We start from the raw sequence: 17,744 nt of genomic DNA on the forward strand, positions 1-17,744 counted from the left end.
ATCCGGGGCCTGTTCGTGATGATTCTTAGTGTTTAAAATGGCGTACGCCGGTCATGACCATGGCGATACCGTATTCGTTCGCCATATCGATCGATTCCTGATCGCGCTTTGACCCGCCCGGCTGAATGATGCAGCTGACTCCGGCCTGTGCCGCAGCTTCAACCGTATCACTCATCGGGAAGAAAGCGTCAGATGCCATCACAGCGCCCTGAGCCTTTTCCCCTGCCTGTTCAAGAGCAATTTTCGCTGCACCGACACGGTTCATCTGTCCCGCTCCGATACCTACTGTCATGTTGTTCTTCGCGAGAACAATCGCGTTCGACTTCACATGTTTGACGACTTTCCAGGCCAGCTTCATCTGATCCAGTTCATTGTCTGAAGGCTTACGATTCGTCGGGATGGTCGTCTCGACATCCTCGTAGCTGAGCGTGTCTGTCTCCTGCATCAATGCACCACCGGCAACACTTGTCACCCGGCGTTCGCTCGGCTTATTATTATCAAAATCCACCGTCAACAACCGGAGGTTCTTCTTCTCCTTCAAAATCGCCAGCGCTTCATCGGTGAAGGACGGGGCTGCGATGATCTCAAGGAAAATCTTCTTCATCTCTTCCGCTGTTTCCCCGTCAATTTCAATGTTCGAGGCTACAATTCCGCCAAAAATCGACGTCTCATCGGCATGGTAGGCTTTCATATACGCATCGTACACCGATTCTCCAATACCAACACCGCATGGGTTCATATGCTTGATCGCTGCAATGGCCGGCGCAGTAAAGTCCCTGACAACGGCCAACGCCGCATCGGCATCATTGATGTTATTGTACGAAAGTTCCTTGCCGTTCAACTGCGTTGCTCTGGCAATGGAAGCCGGATTTCCCAACGGCCGCTCGTAAAAGGCAGCCTGCTGGTGCGGATTCTCCCCGTAACGGAGCATCTGTTTCCGGTTATAAGTCACGGTCAGTTTTTCCGGTGCCTCTTCCCCGACACGTCTCGTCAAATATTCTCCGATCAATGCATCGTACGCTGCCGTGTGACGGAAGGCCTTGGCTGCGAGCTTCAGCTTCCGCTCTCCGGAAAGCATGCCGCTTCCGGTTTCGAGTTCCTCTGCGACTGCGTCATAATCTGCCGCGTCAACGATCACCGCCACACTGTCATGGTTTTTTGCAGCCGAACGGATCATCGACGGTCCGCCGATATCAATGTTTTCGATGGCATCATCGAAAGTCTTCTCCGGATTCTCAATGGTATCCTGAAACGGATAGAGATTGACGATAACGAAATCGATCAATCCAATCTCGTGATCTTGCAGGGCCTGCATATGGTCAGTATTGGAGCGAACCCCGAGAAGACCGCCGTGAATCGCCGGATGCAACGTTTTTACCCGTCCGTCCATCATTTCCGGAAAGCCTGTGACCTCTTCAATACCCAGGCAAGGGATGCCCGCTTCTTCAAGTTTCTTCTTCGTGCCACCTGTCGAGATGATCTCGACGTCCTGTTTGACAAGGCGGCTGATAAATCCTTCAAGACCTGTTTTGTCTGAGACACTGACTAATGCCCGTTTCTTCATAATATTTCCACTCCTTTAGCGCTGAGCTGCTGTAATGTTGCGGGATAGCGGGTATGTTCGATGGCCTGCACTTTTTTCTGGACCGATTCCCGGGTATCCGACGGATGAATCCGGACCGCTTCCTGATCGATGATCGGGCCTGTGTCCATCCCCTCATCCACGTAATGGATCGTCACGCCTGTCAGTTTCACCCCTGCATCAAAGGCTTGTCCAATGGCGTCGAGGCCAGGGAAAGCCGGCAACAGAGACGGATGAATGTTGATGATCCGGCGGGGATAAGCCTGCAAAAGCACCTCGCCAATCAGGCGCATATAGCCGGCAAGGGCAATCAGTTCCACATTCCGGCTCTTCAGTTCATTCAGGATCGCCTGTTCGAAATCCGCCTTCCCGTTATAGGCTTTCGGGTTGAAGCTGAACACAGGAACCCCGGCTTTTTCTGCCCGTTCTACCACATATGCTTCCGGCTTATCACAGACCAGCAGGCCGATCTTTGCATCCAATTCCCCGTTCGCCACCGCATCCACGATCGCCTGAAAATTACTGCCGCTGCCTGAAGCGAACACAGCGATGGTCATACTCATGACAGCCAGTCTCCTTTCAAGGTCAACGGTTCACTCTCAATTTCCGTTTTTGCGGTTACATCTCCGATGAGCCATGGGGTCTCCCCCTGTACTTTCAGCGTTTCCAGAACTTCTTGCACGTTCTCTTTGGCAACCGCAAGAATCATGCCACAGCCTGTGTTAAACGTGGACAGAAGGTCTTCTTGCTTGAGGTTGCCCGCTTCTTTCAGCCAGGTGAACACCGCCGGCAGTTTCCAGCTCGACAGATCGATTTCCGCACTCAGGTGCTCCGGGAGCATCCTCGGAACATTTTCAATCAGACCGCCTCCGGTAATGTGCGACGCACCATGGATCAATTCACTTCCAAAAAATGGCTTAAAGGCCTTCGTATAAATCCGCGTCGGAGTCAACAGGCTGTCACCGACGGATGCTTCCGGCGACCACGGCGCCGGATCGTTCCAGCTGAGACCTGCGTCGTCGATTAATTTCCGGACGAGCGAATAGCCGTTACTGTGTATGCCAGAAGACGAGAGCGCAATCAGCTGATCACCGGCCTGGATCCGCTCCGCTCCCCAGATCCGGCTCTTCTCCGCACAACCGACAACAAAGCCTGCCATATCATATTCATCCGGGTCATACATGCCTGGCATCTCAGCGGTTTCTCCGCCGATCAGCGCAGCACCTGCCTGCCGGCAGCCTTCAGAAACTCCTGCGACGAGCTGTTCCACCACGTTTGGATCGTTTTTCCCGAGAGCAAGATAGTCAAGGAAAAACAGCGGCTCTGCACCTTGGACCAGCACATCATTGACACACATGGCCACGCAGTCGATTCCGATGGTGTCGTGGCGGTTCATCTGCTGGGCGATCATGAGCTTTGTCCCGACGCCGTCGGTACCTGATACGAGCACGGGCTCACGAAACCCGGTTTTCGTCAGGTCAAACATTCCGCCAAAACCACCGAGGCTTCCGATAACTTCCGGGCGCATCGTGCTGGCGACGTGCCGGCTCATCCGCTTGACGCCTTCGTATCCGGCTTCGATGTTCACACCCGCCTGTTCATAGGCTTTGGACATGATTATTTTCCTCCTATCACTTTATCATACGGGTGATCAGTTTCCGGATAGATCTCTGTCGGGTACTCGCCGGTGAAACAGGCGAGGCACTGTCCGCAGTGATCATTGACCTTCTCCCGGCCAACGCCTTCCATGAGACCATCCACAGAGAGGTACATCAATGAATCGGCGCCCATTTCTTCACGCATCTCTTCGACCGAGGCGACCGACGCGATCAGCTCCCCTTTTGTCGATGTGTCAATGCCATAAAAACACGGATTGACAATCGGCGGTGAACTGATTCTCACGTGGACTTCCAGTGCCCCGGCTTCTTTGAGCATCTTCACAATCCGTGTCGACGTCGTTCCCCGCACGATCGAGTCATCGATCATGACAACCCGTTTTCCTTCCACCACGCCTCGTACCGCGGACAGTTTCATTTTCACACCTTGTTCACGGAGTTCCTGTGACGGCTGGATAAACGTCCGGCCCACGTAGCGGTTCTTGATCAGACCGAGCTCGTACGGAATGCCCGTCTGTTCGGCAAAACCGATCGCGGCAGAGATGCTCGAGTCCGGCACACCGGTCACCACATCCGCCTCCACAGGGGATTCTTTCGCAAGGACCCGGCCGAGATTTTTTCTTGCTGCGTGGACATTAATGTTGCCGATATTGCTGTCGGGACGGGCAAAATACACGTATTCCATGGAACAGATTGATTCCTGGCTGGCCGGGGAAAAGGTTTCGGCTTCGATCCCCTTATCACTGATGGTAACGAGTTCACCCGGTAACACGTCGCGGATATATTCCGCTCCGACAATGTCAAACGCACAGGTCTCAGACGATACCACATACCCTTCACCCATCTTTCCGATGGATAACGGGCGGATGCCGTGAGGATCCAGTGCCACGATCATCTTGTCTTCCACGAGGAACGCGAAGGCATAGGCGCCTTTCACCATCGTCAATGCACTGCGGATCGAATCCTTCAAGTCGGGATAGCCGCTCTTCTTGATCAGGTGGGCAATGACTTCCGTGTCCGATGTCGTTTGAAAAATACTGCCCTGATGCTCGAGCTGACGCTTCGTCGCATTGGCATTGACGAGATTCCCGTTATGGGCAACGGCAATGCTTCCGGTCTGCGAGTTAAACTGCAGGGGCTGACAGTTGATGAAGTCACTGCTGCCGGCTGTCGTATAACGGACGTGACCAATCGCTCCGTCTCCCGTCAGTCTGTTGAGGTCTTCTTCCTTAAAGACATCGTTCACGAGCCCCATGCCTTTATGAATCCGGAGCTTCTCCCGGTCAGTCACAACAATCCCCGCACCTTCTTGTCCTCTGTGCTGCAGGCTGTGCAGTCCGTAATAGGTGATTTTTGCGGCATCCGGGTGACCCCAGACGCCAAATACGCCACATTCTTCGTTTAAGCCTCTGATTTCAGGTAACATGCTATCGCACCTTTCCAGGCACGTTCCAGGGTATCGAGCTGTTCATCGATGATCACCTGACCGTGTTGATTTTGAATCTTCATGCGTTTCTCGTCAGTGACACGTCCGATCATCTTTGCTTGTGGAATTTGCTTTTCAAAAGAACGCTGATCTTCAGGACTGACCGTCAGAATAAACCGGGACGGGGTCTCTGCGAACAGGCCAGCCACTTCGTCTTCCTCTTCAAGTGTGACGGATACGCCGAACGGTGTGGTAAAGAGTTTCTCTGCCAGACTCACGGAAAAACCGCCTTCGGAAATGTCGTGGGCTGACTGCACCAGGCCATTTTGGATCGCGGCAAGGACCTGTTCCTGTCTCGCTTTTTCAATCGCGAGATCAAAGCGTGGTATTTTCCCTTCCGTGACTTGCATTTGCACTTTTTGCAGCTCACTGCCGGCAAAATCATGGACGCTCTCGCCGATTACATACACAACGTCGCCGGATTTTTTCACCGTCTGTCTTGTAATGTGTGTAAGATCTTCAATCAGTCCGACCATGCCAATCACCGGTGTGGGAAATATCGCACCTTTCGCCGTTTCATTGTACAGCGATACGTTCCCGCCGATCACCGGCGTTTTCAGGAAGTCACAGGCTTCCGCGAGACCGTCGGTGGATTTTTCAAGCTGCCAGTAGATTTCAGGTTTCTCCGGGCTGCCGTAATTCAGGCAGTCTGTGACGCCAAGGGGTCTGGCACCGGAACAGACGAGGTTCCTTGCCGCTTCGGCAATCGCCATCTTCCCGCCTTCGTAGGGGTCAAGATACAGATAACGGCTGTTGCAATCAGTCGTCATGGCCAGTGCCTTGTTCGTGCCGCGAACCCGGAGAACTGCTGCATCCGAGCCCGGTGCGACAACGGTATTGGTCTGCACCATGTGATCGTATTGTTCATACACCCATTCCTTACTGGCAATGGTCGGCTGCTGCAGGAGGGCTCTCAGGGTCACCGCATAGTCCGGCACGTCGAGCTTTACCGGCTCCTGCTTCTGAAACGCCTGGTAATAGGCCGGTTCCTGTGACGCGGGGTGGTAAACCGGCGCCTCTTCCGCCAACGCATCCACCGGCGCCTTCGCCACCACTTCGCCCTTATGGACCAGGGTCATTTGTTTGTCATCGGTGACTTCACCGACAACGACGGCGTGAAGGTCCCATTTTTCAAAGAGGTCGATGAATTCCTGTTCACTGCCGGCTTCCACGACGAGGAGCATGCGCTCCTGGGATTCGGAGAGCATCATTTCATATGGCGTCATGGCCTGTTCCCGCTGCGGGACCTTGTCGAGGTCCATGCGGATTCCGGATCCTGCTTTACTGGCCATCTCCGCAGAAGAAGATGTGAGCCCTGCGGCCCCCATGTCCTGAATCCCGACGATTTTCGGATGCCGAACGGCTTCGAGACAGGCTTCAATGAGGAGTTTCTCCATGAACGGATCCCCCACCTGAACCGATGGCCGTTTGGACTGGGAATCTTCGCTTAATTCTTCCGATGCGAACGTGGCCCCGTGAATCCCGTCGCGGCCAGTGGAGGCTCCGACATAAAGTACCGGGTTGCCGACCCCTTTTGCCTGGCCTTTTTGAATGTGCTGATGATCAATCAGTCCCACGCACATGGCGTTGACCAATGGATTTCCTTCGTAACACGGATCAAACTGAATCTCCCCGCCAACGGTCGGGATCCCGACGCAGTTACCGTACCCGGCGATACCGGAGACAACCCCTTCAAACAGATACTTGACCCGCGGATGATGAAGTTCACCGAAACGAAGCGAGTTGAGAAGCGCAACGGGCCTTGCGCCCATGGAGAAGATGTCCCGGATGATCCCGCCGACACCCGTCGCAGCCCCTTCATACGGTTCCACGGCAGACGGGTGATTGTGGCTTTCGATCTTGAAGACGACGGCCTTGTCATCGCCGATATCAATGATCCCCGCTCCTTCACCCGGTCCCTGGAGCACATGCGGCCCATCCACGGGGAACTTCCGGAGAACGGCTTTGGAATTCTTATAGCTGCAGTGCTCCGACCACATAACGGAAAAAAGACCAAGTTCCGTATAGTTCGGGAGTCTCCCGAGAATCGTTTCGACGGATGCAAATTCAGCGTCGGTCACACCCATTTCTTTATAAATCTTCTCGTCGCGGATCATCTCCGCCGTCGGTTCATGAAGTAACTGCATGGTGGTCCCTCCAGTGTGTAACGATGGATTGAAATAATTTCAGCCCGTCATCGGAGCCAAGAAGCTGATCAACGGCCCGCTCAGGATGCGGCATCATGCCAAGAACGTTCCCTTTTTCATTGATGATCCCTGCAATATCTGCCACTGAGCCATTGATGGGATCTTTGTAGGTGAAGACGATCTGATTGTTTTTCTGAAGTTCAGCCAGCGTCTCTTCGTCACAGTAATAATTTCCTTCGCCGTGAGCCACAGGAACCTGAATGACTTCCCCTTCCTGGTAGGTGCCGGTGAAACCGGTCTGGTTATTGACCACCTTCAGCGGCACGGTTTTGCAGATGAAGGTGAGCTGTTCATTGCGGCGCATGGCCCCAGGAAGGAGCCCTGCTTCGAGGAGGATTTGAAATCCGTTACAGACACCGAGAACCGGCTTGCCTTCGTTCGCTGCCTGTGCCACCGCATCCATCACCGGGGAGAATTGGGCAATGGATCCTGAGCGGAGGTAATCCCCGTAAGAGAAGCCGCCCGGGAGGAGAACCCCGTCATAACCTGACAAGTCGGTTTCATGGTGGAAAACAAATTCCGCTTCCGCGCCGAGCTCATCCTTGGCCGCGTGGTACATATCCGAATCACAATTGGAGCCTGGAAAGACGATGACTGCGAACTTCATACCGAAAGGACCTCCTCAATCACGTAGGTGTATTCCTCAATGACCGGATTGGCCAAGAGCTGTTCACACATCGCTTCGATCTGTTTTTTTACGTCTTCTTTTGATTCACCCGAAAGCTTGACGTTGATCGTCTTGCCGACTTCCACTTTTTCCACGCTGTCGTATCCGAGCTGGTGCAGTGATTTTTGAACTGCAGAGCCTTGCGGATCAAGGACTCCTTCTTTTAAGGTGATGTAGACCGTTACGTTTGCATTCATGCGTTTGTGCCTCCCAGTCGTTGTAGTAATTGTTCGTATCCTTCCTGCAGGTTGCCCTGATTAAAGCGGAAGAGGTCTTTATCGAGTGATTCACCGGATTCTTCATCCCACAGTCTGCAGGTGTCCGGCGAGATTTCATCCGCAAGCAAAATGTCTCCGGCGGCGGTTTTGCCAAATTCCAGTTTGAAGTCGATGAGATCAACTTTCGCTTCTTTGAAAAACGGCTTCAGCACGGCGTTGACCTGCAGCGCCATGACCTTCATCTTGGCCAGTTCTTCCCGGGTAGCCAGGTCCATCACCCGGATATGATCGTCAGTCATGAGAGGATCCCCCAGCGCATCGTCCTTAAAGTACCACTCCACAAGCGGCGGGTCCATCTCAGTCCCCCGCTCGATCCCGTAGCGTTTCACAAGACTGCCGGCGGCGATGTTTCTGACGACCACTTCAATGGGAACGATGGAGACCTGACGCACGAGCTGTTCTGTTTCGGACACCCGTTCCACAAAATGATTGTCCACCCCTTTTTCATGCAGCATGGTGAAGAGCAATGAACTGATTTCGTTGTTTAAACGGCCTTTGCCTTCAAGAACCTCCATCTTTTCTCCATTGAATGCGGTGGCGTCATCTTTGTAGGCGACCCGGAAGATGCCCTCCTGATCAGTGGTGTAGATGCGTTTGGCCTTGCCTTCATACAGACATTCGGTTGTCATGTCACCGGCTCCTTTCGTAGGGCTTGGGTTCTTTTTTCATTCGCTTTCGGTGGAAGCTTGCCCAGGGGCTTGTCTTCAGCTAATTCCTCAGTCGTTACAAACTCCTTCGGAATGGATCTTCAGACTGCGCTAATCCCTCGGGCGTCTCCGCCTGACGCTCACTTCAAAATTTCTTGGAAAACAACTATATGAAATATTACTGATCGAGTCCGAGGCGGGTGAAGATGGTGTCGACGTGTTTCATATGGTGGTTGTAGTCAAAACATTGATCGAGTTCTTCTTTAGACAGCTGATCGGTGATTTGTGGATCGCTGTCGACGATGTCCCGGAACGGTCTTGCTTCTTCCCATGCCTGCATGGCTTTCGGCTGAACGAGGTCGTAGGCAACTTCCCGTGCCATCCCTTTATCAATCAGGGTTAACAGCACGCGCTGTGAGTAGATCAGGCCATAGGTGCGGCCCATGTTCCGCTTCATATTTTCCGGGAACACCGTCAGATTTTTCACAATGTTACCGAACCGGTTCAGCATATAATTGAGGGCAATGGTTGCATCAGGAAGGATAATCCGCTCTGCCGAGGAGTGGGAAATGTCCCGTTCGTGCCAGAGTGCCACGTTCTCATGAGCCGTCACCATATGGCCCCGGAGAACCCGCGCCAGCCCCGTCATGTTCTCGGATCCGATCGGGTTCCGTTTATGAGGCATGGCGGACGAGCCTTTTTGCCCTTTGGCAAAGAATTCTTCCACTTCCCGGGTTTCACTCTTTTGCAGGCTGCGGATTTCAACGGCCATTTTTTCAATGGACGCACCGATCAGTGCCAAGGTCCCGATATAGTGGGCATGGCGGTCACGCTGCAAGGTTTGCGTGGAAATCGGTGCACGCTCAAGTCCCAGCCCCTTACAGACATGTTCTTCAATGAAGGGATCGATATTGGCGTATGTACCGACTGCACCTGACAGTTTCCCGACACGTACGGTTTCTTTTGCGGCCTGAAAGCGTTCGAGGTTTCGTTTCATTTCTTCGTACCAGAGGGCGAGTTTCAGCCCGAACGTCGTCGGTTCTGCATGGACTCCATGCGTTCGTCCCATCATGATGGTATATTTATGTTCATTGGCTTTTGTTTTGAGGATCTCAATAAAGTTCTTCAAGTCCCGTTCAATCAGGTCGTTCGCCTGTTTCAGGAGATAGGATAAGGCCGTGTCCACCACGTCCGTCGACGTCAGCCCGTAATGGACCCATTTCCGTTCCTCGCCGAGGGTTTCAGAAACCGCACGGGTAAAGGCCACCACATCATGGCGTGTTTCTTCTTCGATTTCCAGAATCCGATCAACGTCAAAACCGGCATTGGTGCGGATTTTGGAGACGTCTTCTTTTGGGATATCCCCGAGCTCGCTCCAGGCTTCGCAGGCGAGAATTTCCACCTCCAGCCAGGCTTGATAGCGGTTTTCCTCTTCCCAGATAGCACCCATTTCCGGGCGTGTATAGCGTTCGATCATTGTATTGTCCTCCAGTCAGGTTTTAGTTGCAGCATTTATGATGCACAATCACCAGATTCCCCAGGTTTCAAGGTCTTCTATGGTGTCGGCCAGATCATCGGTCAGGATGTTTACATGACCCATTTTCCGTCCACTCCGCGCTTCGGCTTTTCCGTACAGATGCCAGTGGGCTTCGGCTTTCACGGTCATCTGTTGTAAGGCGGCTTCCATATGTTCACCGAGCAGATTGACCATGACAACGGGTTTTAAGAGCACCGGATGGATGAGCGGCAAGCCGCAGATGGCGCGGACATGTTGCCCGAACTGCGAAATATTGCAGGCATTCAATGTGTAGTGACCGGAGTTATGCGGCCTTGGTGCCAACTCATTGACATACATCTCACCGTCCGTTGTGACGAACATTTCCACTGCGAGCGTTCCGATCATGTCAAGTTTTTCTGCCAGCGTTCTCGCCAGGTCAATCGCTTTCGCCTGCCCATCCTGAGGAAGCCGCGCCGGCACGATACTCTGATGCAGGATATTATTGACATGAATATTTTCAGCTACCGGGAATGTGGCGATGTCACCATTCGTTCCCCGGGTAACGATCACGGAGATTTCCAGCTCAAAATCGATAAACGCCTCAAGTACAAACGGTCCTTTGCCGGCGAGTCCTTCAAACGCCATGTCTGCATCTGACATGTCCTTCAGAACAGCCTGTCCTTTGCCGTCGTAACCGCCCCGGGTCGTTTTCAAAACAGAAGGGACGCCGAGGGTTGTGAGTGCGCTTTTCAAGTCCTCTTTTGTTTCGATGTATGCCCAGGGGGCTACGGGAATGTTGAGTGCTTCAATGGCTTCTTTTTCTTTTTTCCGGTCCTGGGTGATCTGTAACAGGTTCCCTCCCTGAGGAAGGTACATGGTGTCAGCCAGATGTTCGGCCGTCTCTCCATCAATGTTCTCAAACTCAAAGGTCAATACGTCGCTGACAGCAGCCAGACTGGCCGCGCCTTCACGATCTGCATAGGCGGCAATCACTTCTGTATCTGAGACCTGCCCGCAAGGTGAGTCTGATGCAGGCTCCATGACGGCGGTGCGGTAGCCCATTTCCTTGGCGGCGATGGCCATCATCCGCCCGAGTTGTCCGCCCCCGAGAATGCCTATCGTCTGTCCGGGTAAAATCGTTTGTTTCTCGTTCATTCTTCAATCTCCCCTGTTTCAATGACATCCTCTTCTGTTTTCTTCCGACGGGCTTTCAGCCGTTCATGAATGCTTTCGTCAAACATCGCCAGTTGCTGCGTGGCAAGAAGTGCGGCATTAATGGCACCGGCTTTCCCGATCGCCACGGTCGCTACAGGCACACCCGCAGGCATTTGCACGATGGAAAGCAGTGAGTCCAGCCCGTTTAAGGCTTTGGACTGAACAGGAACACCGATCACCGGTACAGTCGTTTTTGCTGCCACCATGCCGGGCAGATGCGCGGCACCGCCCGCGCCGGCAATGATAACGCGAATTCCATTGTCAAACGCTTGCTCCGCATACTCAAACATCCGGTCCGGTGTGCGGTGTGCGGAAACCACCTTTGCTTCGTAAGGTACGTTCAGTTCCTTGAGTGTATCGATGGTGTGCTGCATCGTGTCTAAATCCGAGCGGCTTCCCATGATAATGCCGACTTTTTCTGTCATTGCCATCGCCTCCAGCGTAAGTTACGTTACAGCCCCGGATCTCAGAACAAGATGCATCCGGACACATAGAAAAAAGCGTATCAAAGAGGTCCTTCATCATCTGCATGAGGGTCTTCGATACGCTTCACTCCTTTTCGTGCATTGAGATGGCGCATGCCTGTTTAAAAATGGGCATACGTCACTCTTGAAGTTTACATTCGTTTACCCCTCATAGTCCGCTGATTTACGGTCAGCAGGTAGAGACTCCCGGGCCTTATTCCCGGATTTATATGAGGAACTGTTCGATTATCTTCTCTTATCTTAACAAGCGGGGGGAAGGGCCGTCAACTTATTTTCGAACGATAACTGTCTTTCGTGAATTTAATGTTCGTATTTTAGCGATCTCCCGTTCTTCTACTGGTAATAATCATCAGGAATCCAGTTTTTTACCTTCGAAAACGATGCGTTGTTTATCCGCAACCACTTCAATCTTCCCGTTTTGTTTCACTTCTTTGAGAATCGGTTTTTCCATTCTTCTCACTGGATGAAAGCCTTCAGCTTTCATTCTCTCCAAGCATTCATCAATGGTTTCCCCGTCTTCTACAGTAAAGTTTTTCTTCTTCGCCACGGATCAGTCACCTTTTTCTTTCTTTTTCATCTATTATAACGGAGTTTTTCGGGTATACCTAGACAGAGAACGAATTTTTGAAGGGGGTACAAAGAATGAAATTGACATTGTTACTGCTCGCCGGGGCTTTTCTGATTGGAGGAGGCGGGTTCATGTTTTTTAAAAACAATCAGGTTCCCGGTCATGTGGGGAATGAGACGGGTGATTTTGCCGAGGTCCCGTCATCACCCAATGCTGTATCGAGCCAAACGGACGTGGAAGGAAAATACGTGGAGCCCATACCGTTTTCAGGTGACGTGGAGGTTGCGAGAGAAACCTTGAAAACTGTACTGCAGAACATGGGTGCAATTCACCTGGAAAACGTGTCCGACCGTTACATACATGCGGTTTATACGACAAATTTGATGCGTTACAAAAATGATATTGAATTCTTTTTCGATGAAGAGGCCCGTAACATTCATTATCGTTCCGAATCGAGGGTCGGTTATTCGGATATGGGCGAAAACCGTAAGCAGTATGAGATGATTCGGCAGAAATTTGAGGAACAGATCCACTAAGCAGGTGGAAAAGGCTTGAGTTCGGTGACACTGAAACATCCCGCCCGGAAATCGTCTCCGGGCGGGATGTTTGTTTAGTTGACCAGTTTCAGCTGATCTGCTTCCTCATCGACATCCACCTGGACATCTCCGAGTTTCTCACCATCGATAATCGCATCGACGATGAGGTCTTCCACGTGTTCTTGAATGGTGCGGCGAAGGGGTCTGGCCCCGAATTTCGGATCGTATCCTTTGTCGGCAAGCCATTTGACTGCTTCGTCCGTAAAGGTGATCGTCACATCCTGCGCGTGGCTGTGATCAATGACTTCTTTCAGCATCAGACGCACGATCTGTTCAAGCTCGGTTTCACCCAGTTCTCTGAACTGTACAATCCGATCGATCCGGTTCATGAATTCCGGTTTGAAGTACGATTCCAAGGGTCTGGCGTTGGTGGTCATGACAATCACGGTATCTTTAAAACTGACGGTTCTGCCATGGCTGTCCGTCAGGCGCCCGTCTTCAAGCACCTGCAAAAACATGTGCTGCACGTCCGGATGGGCCTTCTCCATTTCATCCAGGAGGATAATGGAATACGGACGGCGTCGGACCCGTTCCGTCAGCTGACCTGCCTCTTCGTGTCCAACATATCCCGGAGGCGAACCGATCAGTTTTGACACCGTATGCTTTTCCATGAATTCACTCATGTCCAGCCGGAGCATCGCTTCACGGTCACCAAACATTTCTTCAGCCAGCGCACGGGTGAGTTCGGTCTTCCCGACACCGGTTTGTCCGTGGAAGAGAAAGGAGGCGATCGGTCTTCCTTCCCGACGGAATCCGGCGCGGCCTCTTCGAATCGCTTTGGCCACAGCCTCTACGGCTTCCGTTTGACCAACGACCCGCTCACTGAGGTTGTCAGCCAGATGCTTCAGTTTGGTCTGTTCATCCTGTTCGAGCTTCTGTACAGGAATGCCCGTCTTCTTTTCAATGATGGCCTGAATATCCGCGACAGTGATCGTCGTCTCCGCTTCATCCGCGCGATCGGCCTGATCGAGCTCGTCTTTCAGCTGCAATTCTTCCTGCCTCAGCCGGGCAGCCTTTTCATACTGCTCTTCTTCCGCAGCCTGCTGCTTTTCTTTCTCGATGACGGCAAGCCGGTTTTCGATGTCTTCCGTTGTTCCTTTACCGCTGTTCAGATTCGCTTTCGCACCGGCCACGTCCATCAGGTCGATCGCCTTGTCGGGCATCTTCCGGTCCTGGATATAGCGGTGAGACAGTTCAGCGCAGGCCGATAGAACTTCGTCGGAATACGTGACACCGTGATAGGCTTCGTATTTAGGGGCCAAGCCTTTCAGAATATCGATCATGTCTTCGACTTTCGGTTCATGGATCGTCACCGGTTCAAAACGCCGCTCAAGAGCTGCATCCTTTTCGATGGTGCGGTATTCCTTAAAAGTGGTGGCACCGATCACCTGGATTTGTCCGCCGGCCAGGGCCGGTTTCAGAATGTTGCCGGCATCCGTTGAGCCTTCGGTTTTGCCGGCACCAACGATCTGATGAATCTCATCGATGAAAAGAATCGTGTCCGGGCTGTCTTCGAGTTCCTTGACGATCTGTTTCATCTTTTCTTCAAACTGTCCCCGGTAACTGGTTCCTGAGAGAATGGATGCCACATCCAGAGAGATGATCTGTTTTCCCTTCAGTTTACCCGGTACGTCGCCCTCATTGATCTTGAGTGCGAGTCCTTCGGCAATCGCCGTTTTTCCGACCCCCGGTTCTCCGATCAGGACCGGGTTGTTCTTGTTCCGACGGTTCAACACTTCTGCCACCTGCTGGATTTCACCTTCTCGTCCGATGACCGGATCGATCAGTCCCTTCTTCGCATTGGCCGTCAGATCGTGACCATACGTATCGAGAAGCCGTTCCTGTTGTTCCTGTGCCGGAGCGCCGTTTGGATTTGCTCCCTGAGCAGCGGATCCTGGTGATCCTGCCTGATGGGACATTCCCTGCCCCTGATGTGGATGATTCATCTGTTCTTGCTTCGACAGCTGTTCATAACAGACTGGACAAAAGGCGGCGGATTGTTCCTGACCGTTGACACTGACCCGGTACAGAATCGTTGCATCGCGTTGTTGACACTGTTGACATTTCATATGCCATTCCTCCTTAAAAGTTCCGGTTAAATTGACTTTGACTATCTTTAACCTTTATTCTGACTTCAGTATAAAACATTGGTCAAAGAAGGTCAAGAAAAAGTTTGATCTATTTTGACCAAATGGAATGGAAAAAGCAGGCGTCCCGTTTCAGGAGCCTGCTTTTTATGTCGTCCGGAAGAACATGTACCTGTTCTTCCCGTTATTCCGTTATCGTCTGCCGGTCTTTAACCGTGCCGCGTGATTTCTTTGTATTGAACAGATCGTACACTTAAATAACGAAAGCCCTGCCTTCTCTTTCATCTTTGCGGCCCCTTGGCCACTCCATTTGATTTAAGACTTGCGATGCGTACAAAGTGTCCGGTCATCCCGGACAGGTCAAACGAATTGCTTTAAAACAACGTTCATAACTATACCATGTTACATAACATCTGTCAACTACTGGTCGATTGAAACCACATCAACGGTATGCGCGTCTACATAAACATCTGCATCATCTTCTTCAGATGCCACTTCCACTTCGTAAATCAGCCGTCCTGACCCCTCGTCATTTCCGGTATATACCAAAATCGCTCCGCTGATGAATCTCGTTCGATGGGCAGAATTTCACCGGTCAGGGCATTGATTTGAAGCTCACCAGTCTGATTACCAGATCGAATGATCACATCTAAGAAAGGTGGATCCTTGTCCAGGAAAAAGAATTCCAGAATTTCTGCCTCCTCACCAAATTCATTCAAAATCACCTGCTGTATCTCTTCAAACGAATAAATCGCAGCCTCCTCGTCCTCATCCTCTGATTCGAAGCGGGTTGGTGTATCCAAAGAAATCAAAGACAACATCATGCCATTCGTCTGATCGACGGTCATTTCGAATACCCTATCAGAGTTATGCAACGTGACAACAAACTGCTCCCGGTTCTGAATGTCCATAGCCTGTCAGTCCGGCAATCAGGAGAACGGATGCTACAATCATCGCACCTTTGAAAGATATCAATTAACTTCACCCGCTTTCTGCATTGGAATGGTGACAGTGAACACGGACCCTTCATTCACTTGGCTTTTGACTTGGATCTCTCCCTGATGGTTCCTGACGATTTGTTTTGCAATCGCCAATCCAAGACCACTGCCCCCATTTTTTCGGACACGTGCTTCGTCAACCCTGTAAAAACGATCAAACACTGTATCAAGATCTTTTTCTGCGATACCGATTCCTTCGTCTATTACTGCCAACACAAAATGTTCTTCCTGTATATTCACATTGACTTTAATTTTGCAAAAAATCTCCAAACAAAAGATTAGAATTCCATTAGAAAAGCTTTTGCCCGAATCACGGCAAAAGCTTTTTTTCCATTCTCTTATACAGCTTCGATCTCATGGGAATTGACATGATTCTTGTGATACATGTTCCAGAGGATGCAGCCTGCTCCCACTGTCACACCAAACCAGAAGGTGATGAGACGGAAGACCAGGGCGAAAACGATGGCTGTCCCTGCGGTCACACCGAAGGCAACAAGCACCATCACCATTACCCCTTCAAAGGTGCCGATCCCGCCAGGTGTTATGGGGGTAAGAGCCGCCATATAGGGAAGAAAAGCAGCCAGAAGCACCGCCAGAAGGCTCAGTTCGAGGCCCATGGACAGGCTGAGGATCAACCCTTTGGCATAAAACAGGGCCCAGATGACAAACGACAAGCGGTAATGAAACCAGATTTTTTTTAATGACCAGTCCCCCAAGGCATTGGATCTTCCCTGGATTACCCGTATGGCTGCGAAGATCAAACCAGCAAGCACGATGAGACCTGCAACAGTGAACCCCGCCCGTGCCGGCGACCACCAGAACCAGACCGTCAATAGTAAAAAAGGAACCAGTGCACTGATACTGATCAGTTTCTGCACGGCGACCGTCTCCATGATCACTTTCAGCCCCAGTGAGAACCGTTGCATGAACATGTGACCTTTTACCGCTTCACTGCCGAATTTCACGGAAGGGGTTATGCCTTCAGTGAATGCGCTGGTAAAGAGAATATTCATGACAGTTAAAAAAGACTTGTGCCCTTTCACCTGAATCAGTCTCATCCACTGGCGGCTCATCAAGACAAACGTCAAAAGCTGAATAAACAGAAGCATCGCAACGATTCCGGGATTGATCATTACTAAAGCTCCCACTACCGGTGAGAAGTCGTATGTAACGAGAAACCAGATGATCAAGCCGCAACATGGTAATAGTAACAAGCGTTGACCTGTTTTCATACCGTATTCTCCTCTATGACCACGCCAGGCGTAAATAAGACGGTTTCCCCGGCCATCCGCATGCCACTGTGGATGACCTTGCCGCAACACGTTTCAAGGTCTTCATTGGAAAGGAAATCGACGTAGTGTTCTTCCACCGGACTTCTCGGAATGCGGCAGAGTACTTTTCTGCACCCGGCATCCTGAATAAGCCTCTCTTTCACCTCCACTTGAGGCGATACCTGCAGCGCAATATGGGCAATGTCATACATGCCTTTCTCAATGTCTCGCCCGTCCTGGTATTTGCACGTCAGTCTTCCATGAAGCACGTTCCAGGAGGCTATAAAGTCGTGGGCCTCTTCGATCACGGCCGGGTCATTGTCGATCACGGTGACATCGGCTCCTGTTTTCTCCGCCAGGAGGCAGGCAGTGAATGGCGTCCGCCCACCGCCAACGCAAAGTACCCGGTGCTCCGAACTGATCTGACCGAGGGCCACTTCTCTTTTGACCATATCGTCATAATAATAAGCGCCAAGGCGTGCACACATGCCCGACTGACTGCATAGTTTCTCACAAACCCTCGTGCAGGATTGAATAAACATG

18 protein-coding genes and 1 riboswitch are annotated in these 17,744 nt (G+C 51.7%); of the genes, 1 reads left to right on the forward strand and 17 read right to left on the reverse strand.

The annotated features are described in order from the left end of the window. Nucleotides 1-25 precede the first annotated feature (25 nt). The 12 genes from purH to BBEV_RS13210 form a co-directional block, all read right to left on the reverse strand. Nucleotides 26-1,564, reverse strand: coding sequence for a bifunctional phosphoribosylaminoimidazolecarboxamide formyltransferase/IMP cyclohydrolase (purH, locus tag BBEV_RS13155; RefSeq protein WP_069365884.1), 1,539 nt, complete (start codon nt 1,562-1,564; stop codon nt 26-28). Beyond that, entirely contained in the window at nt 1,561-2,139 is a 579-nt protein-coding gene (gene purN / locus BBEV_RS13160) for a phosphoribosylglycinamide formyltransferase (protein ID WP_069366748.1), read from the reverse strand. The genes purH and purN overlap by 4 nt, the downstream gene beginning before the upstream one ends. A 2-nt stretch (nt 2,140-2,141) precedes the next feature. Further along, the gene (gene purM, locus BBEV_RS13165) at nt 2,142-3,197 is read right to left on the reverse strand and encodes a phosphoribosylformylglycinamidine cyclo-ligase (protein ID WP_069365885.1); all 1,056 of its coding nucleotides are present in this window, start codon (nt 3,195-3,197) and stop codon (nt 2,142-2,144) included. A gap of 2 nt (nt 3,198-3,199) precedes the next feature. Then, entirely contained in the window at nt 3,200-4,624 is a 1,425-nt protein-coding gene (gene purF / locus BBEV_RS13170) for an amidophosphoribosyltransferase (protein WP_069365886.1), read from the reverse strand. Then, a complete protein-coding gene (gene purL, locus BBEV_RS13175; protein ID WP_069365887.1) occupies nt 4,600-6,831 on the reverse strand; it encodes a phosphoribosylformylglycinamidine synthase subunit PurL in 2,232 nt (743 codons plus the stop codon). The genes purF and purL overlap by 25 nt, the downstream gene beginning before the upstream one ends. Beyond that, entirely contained in the window at nt 6,815-7,498 is a 684-nt protein-coding gene (purQ, locus tag BBEV_RS13180) for a phosphoribosylformylglycinamidine synthase subunit PurQ (RefSeq protein WP_069365888.1), read from the reverse strand. Before purQ ends, purL begins: the two co-directional genes overlap by 17 nt. Next, nucleotides 7,495-7,755 (reverse strand): phosphoribosylformylglycinamidine synthase subunit PurS, encoded by a 261-nt coding sequence (purS, locus tag BBEV_RS13185; RefSeq protein WP_069365889.1) that lies wholly within the window; start codon nt 7,753-7,755, stop codon nt 7,495-7,497. Before purS ends, purQ begins: the two co-directional genes overlap by 4 nt. Continuing rightward, nucleotides 7,752-8,465 (reverse strand): phosphoribosylaminoimidazolesuccinocarboxamide synthase, encoded by a 714-nt coding sequence (gene purC, locus BBEV_RS13190; RefSeq protein WP_069365890.1) that lies wholly within the window; start codon nt 8,463-8,465, stop codon nt 7,752-7,754. The genes purS and purC overlap by 4 nt, the downstream gene beginning before the upstream one ends. Nucleotides 8,466-8,661: 196 nt before the next feature. Further along, nucleotides 8,662-9,960, reverse strand: a complete 1,299-nt coding sequence (purB, locus tag BBEV_RS13195) for an adenylosuccinate lyase (protein ID WP_069365891.1) — start codon at nt 9,958-9,960, stop codon at nt 8,662-8,664. A gap of 48 nt (nt 9,961-10,008) precedes the next feature. Continuing rightward, entirely contained in the window at nt 10,009-11,136 is a 1,128-nt protein-coding gene (gene purK, locus BBEV_RS13200; RefSeq protein ID WP_069365892.1) for a 5-(carboxyamino)imidazole ribonucleotide synthase, read from the reverse strand. Further along, nucleotides 11,133-11,621: a 5-(carboxyamino)imidazole ribonucleotide mutase gene (purE, locus tag BBEV_RS13205; protein ID WP_069365893.1), complete on the reverse strand. Its 489-nt coding sequence runs from the start codon at nt 11,619-11,621 to the stop codon at nt 11,133-11,135. The genes purK and purE overlap by 4 nt, the downstream gene beginning before the upstream one ends. Nucleotides 11,622-11,812: 191 nt before the next feature. After that, nucleotides 11,813-11,914: riboswitch (purine riboswitch) on the reverse strand. Between the two features lie 116 nt (nt 11,915-12,030). Beyond that, a complete protein-coding gene (locus BBEV_RS13210) occupies nt 12,031-12,228 on the reverse strand; it encodes an NETI motif-containing protein (protein WP_069365894.1) in 198 nt (65 codons plus the stop codon). A gap of 95 nt (nt 12,229-12,323) precedes the next feature. Between BBEV_RS13210 and BBEV_RS13215 the strand changes: the two genes are divergently transcribed. Then, nucleotides 12,324-12,785: a DUF1499 domain-containing protein gene (locus BBEV_RS13215; protein ID WP_084007393.1), complete on the forward strand. Its 462-nt coding sequence runs from the start codon at nt 12,324-12,326 to the stop codon at nt 12,783-12,785. Nucleotides 12,786-12,859: 74 nt separating this feature from the next. On the opposite strand, the gene BBEV_RS13220 is transcribed toward BBEV_RS13215, so the two are convergent. The 5 genes from BBEV_RS13220 to BBEV_RS13240 form a co-directional block, all read right to left on the reverse strand. Continuing rightward, on the reverse strand, nt 12,860-14,914 hold the full coding sequence (locus BBEV_RS13220) for an ATP-dependent Clp protease ATP-binding subunit (RefSeq protein WP_069365895.1): 2,055 nt from the start codon (nt 14,912-14,914) through the stop codon (nt 12,860-12,862). A gap of 527 nt (nt 14,915-15,441) precedes the next feature. After that, complete coding sequence (locus tag BBEV_RS13225) at nt 15,442-15,843, reverse strand: hypothetical protein (protein WP_069365896.1); 402 nt, start codon at nt 15,841-15,843, stop codon at nt 15,442-15,444. Nucleotides 15,844-15,903: 60 nt separating this feature from the next. Next, nucleotides 15,904-16,146: a sensor histidine kinase gene (locus tag BBEV_RS13230; RefSeq protein WP_069365897.1), complete on the reverse strand. Its 243-nt coding sequence runs from the start codon at nt 16,144-16,146 to the stop codon at nt 15,904-15,906. Nucleotides 16,147-16,268: 122 nt separating this feature from the next. Further along, nucleotides 16,269-17,162 carry a lysylphosphatidylglycerol synthase transmembrane domain-containing protein gene (locus tag BBEV_RS13235; protein WP_084007395.1) on the reverse strand — a complete coding sequence of 298 codons (894 nt, stop codon included), beginning with the start codon at nt 17,160-17,162 and terminating at the stop codon, nt 16,269-16,271. Continuing rightward, entirely contained in the window at nt 17,159-17,743 is a 585-nt protein-coding gene (locus BBEV_RS13240) for an NAD(P)-dependent oxidoreductase (RefSeq protein ID WP_069365899.1), read from the reverse strand. Before BBEV_RS13240 ends, BBEV_RS13235 begins: the two co-directional genes overlap by 4 nt. Nucleotide 17,744: the final 1 nt, after the last annotated feature.

The organism is Salisediminibacterium beveridgei (assembly GCF_001721685.1).
In the GTDB taxonomy this organism is placed as follows: Bacteria; Bacillota; Bacilli; order Bacillales; family Salisediminibacteriaceae; genus Salisediminibacterium; species Salisediminibacterium beveridgei.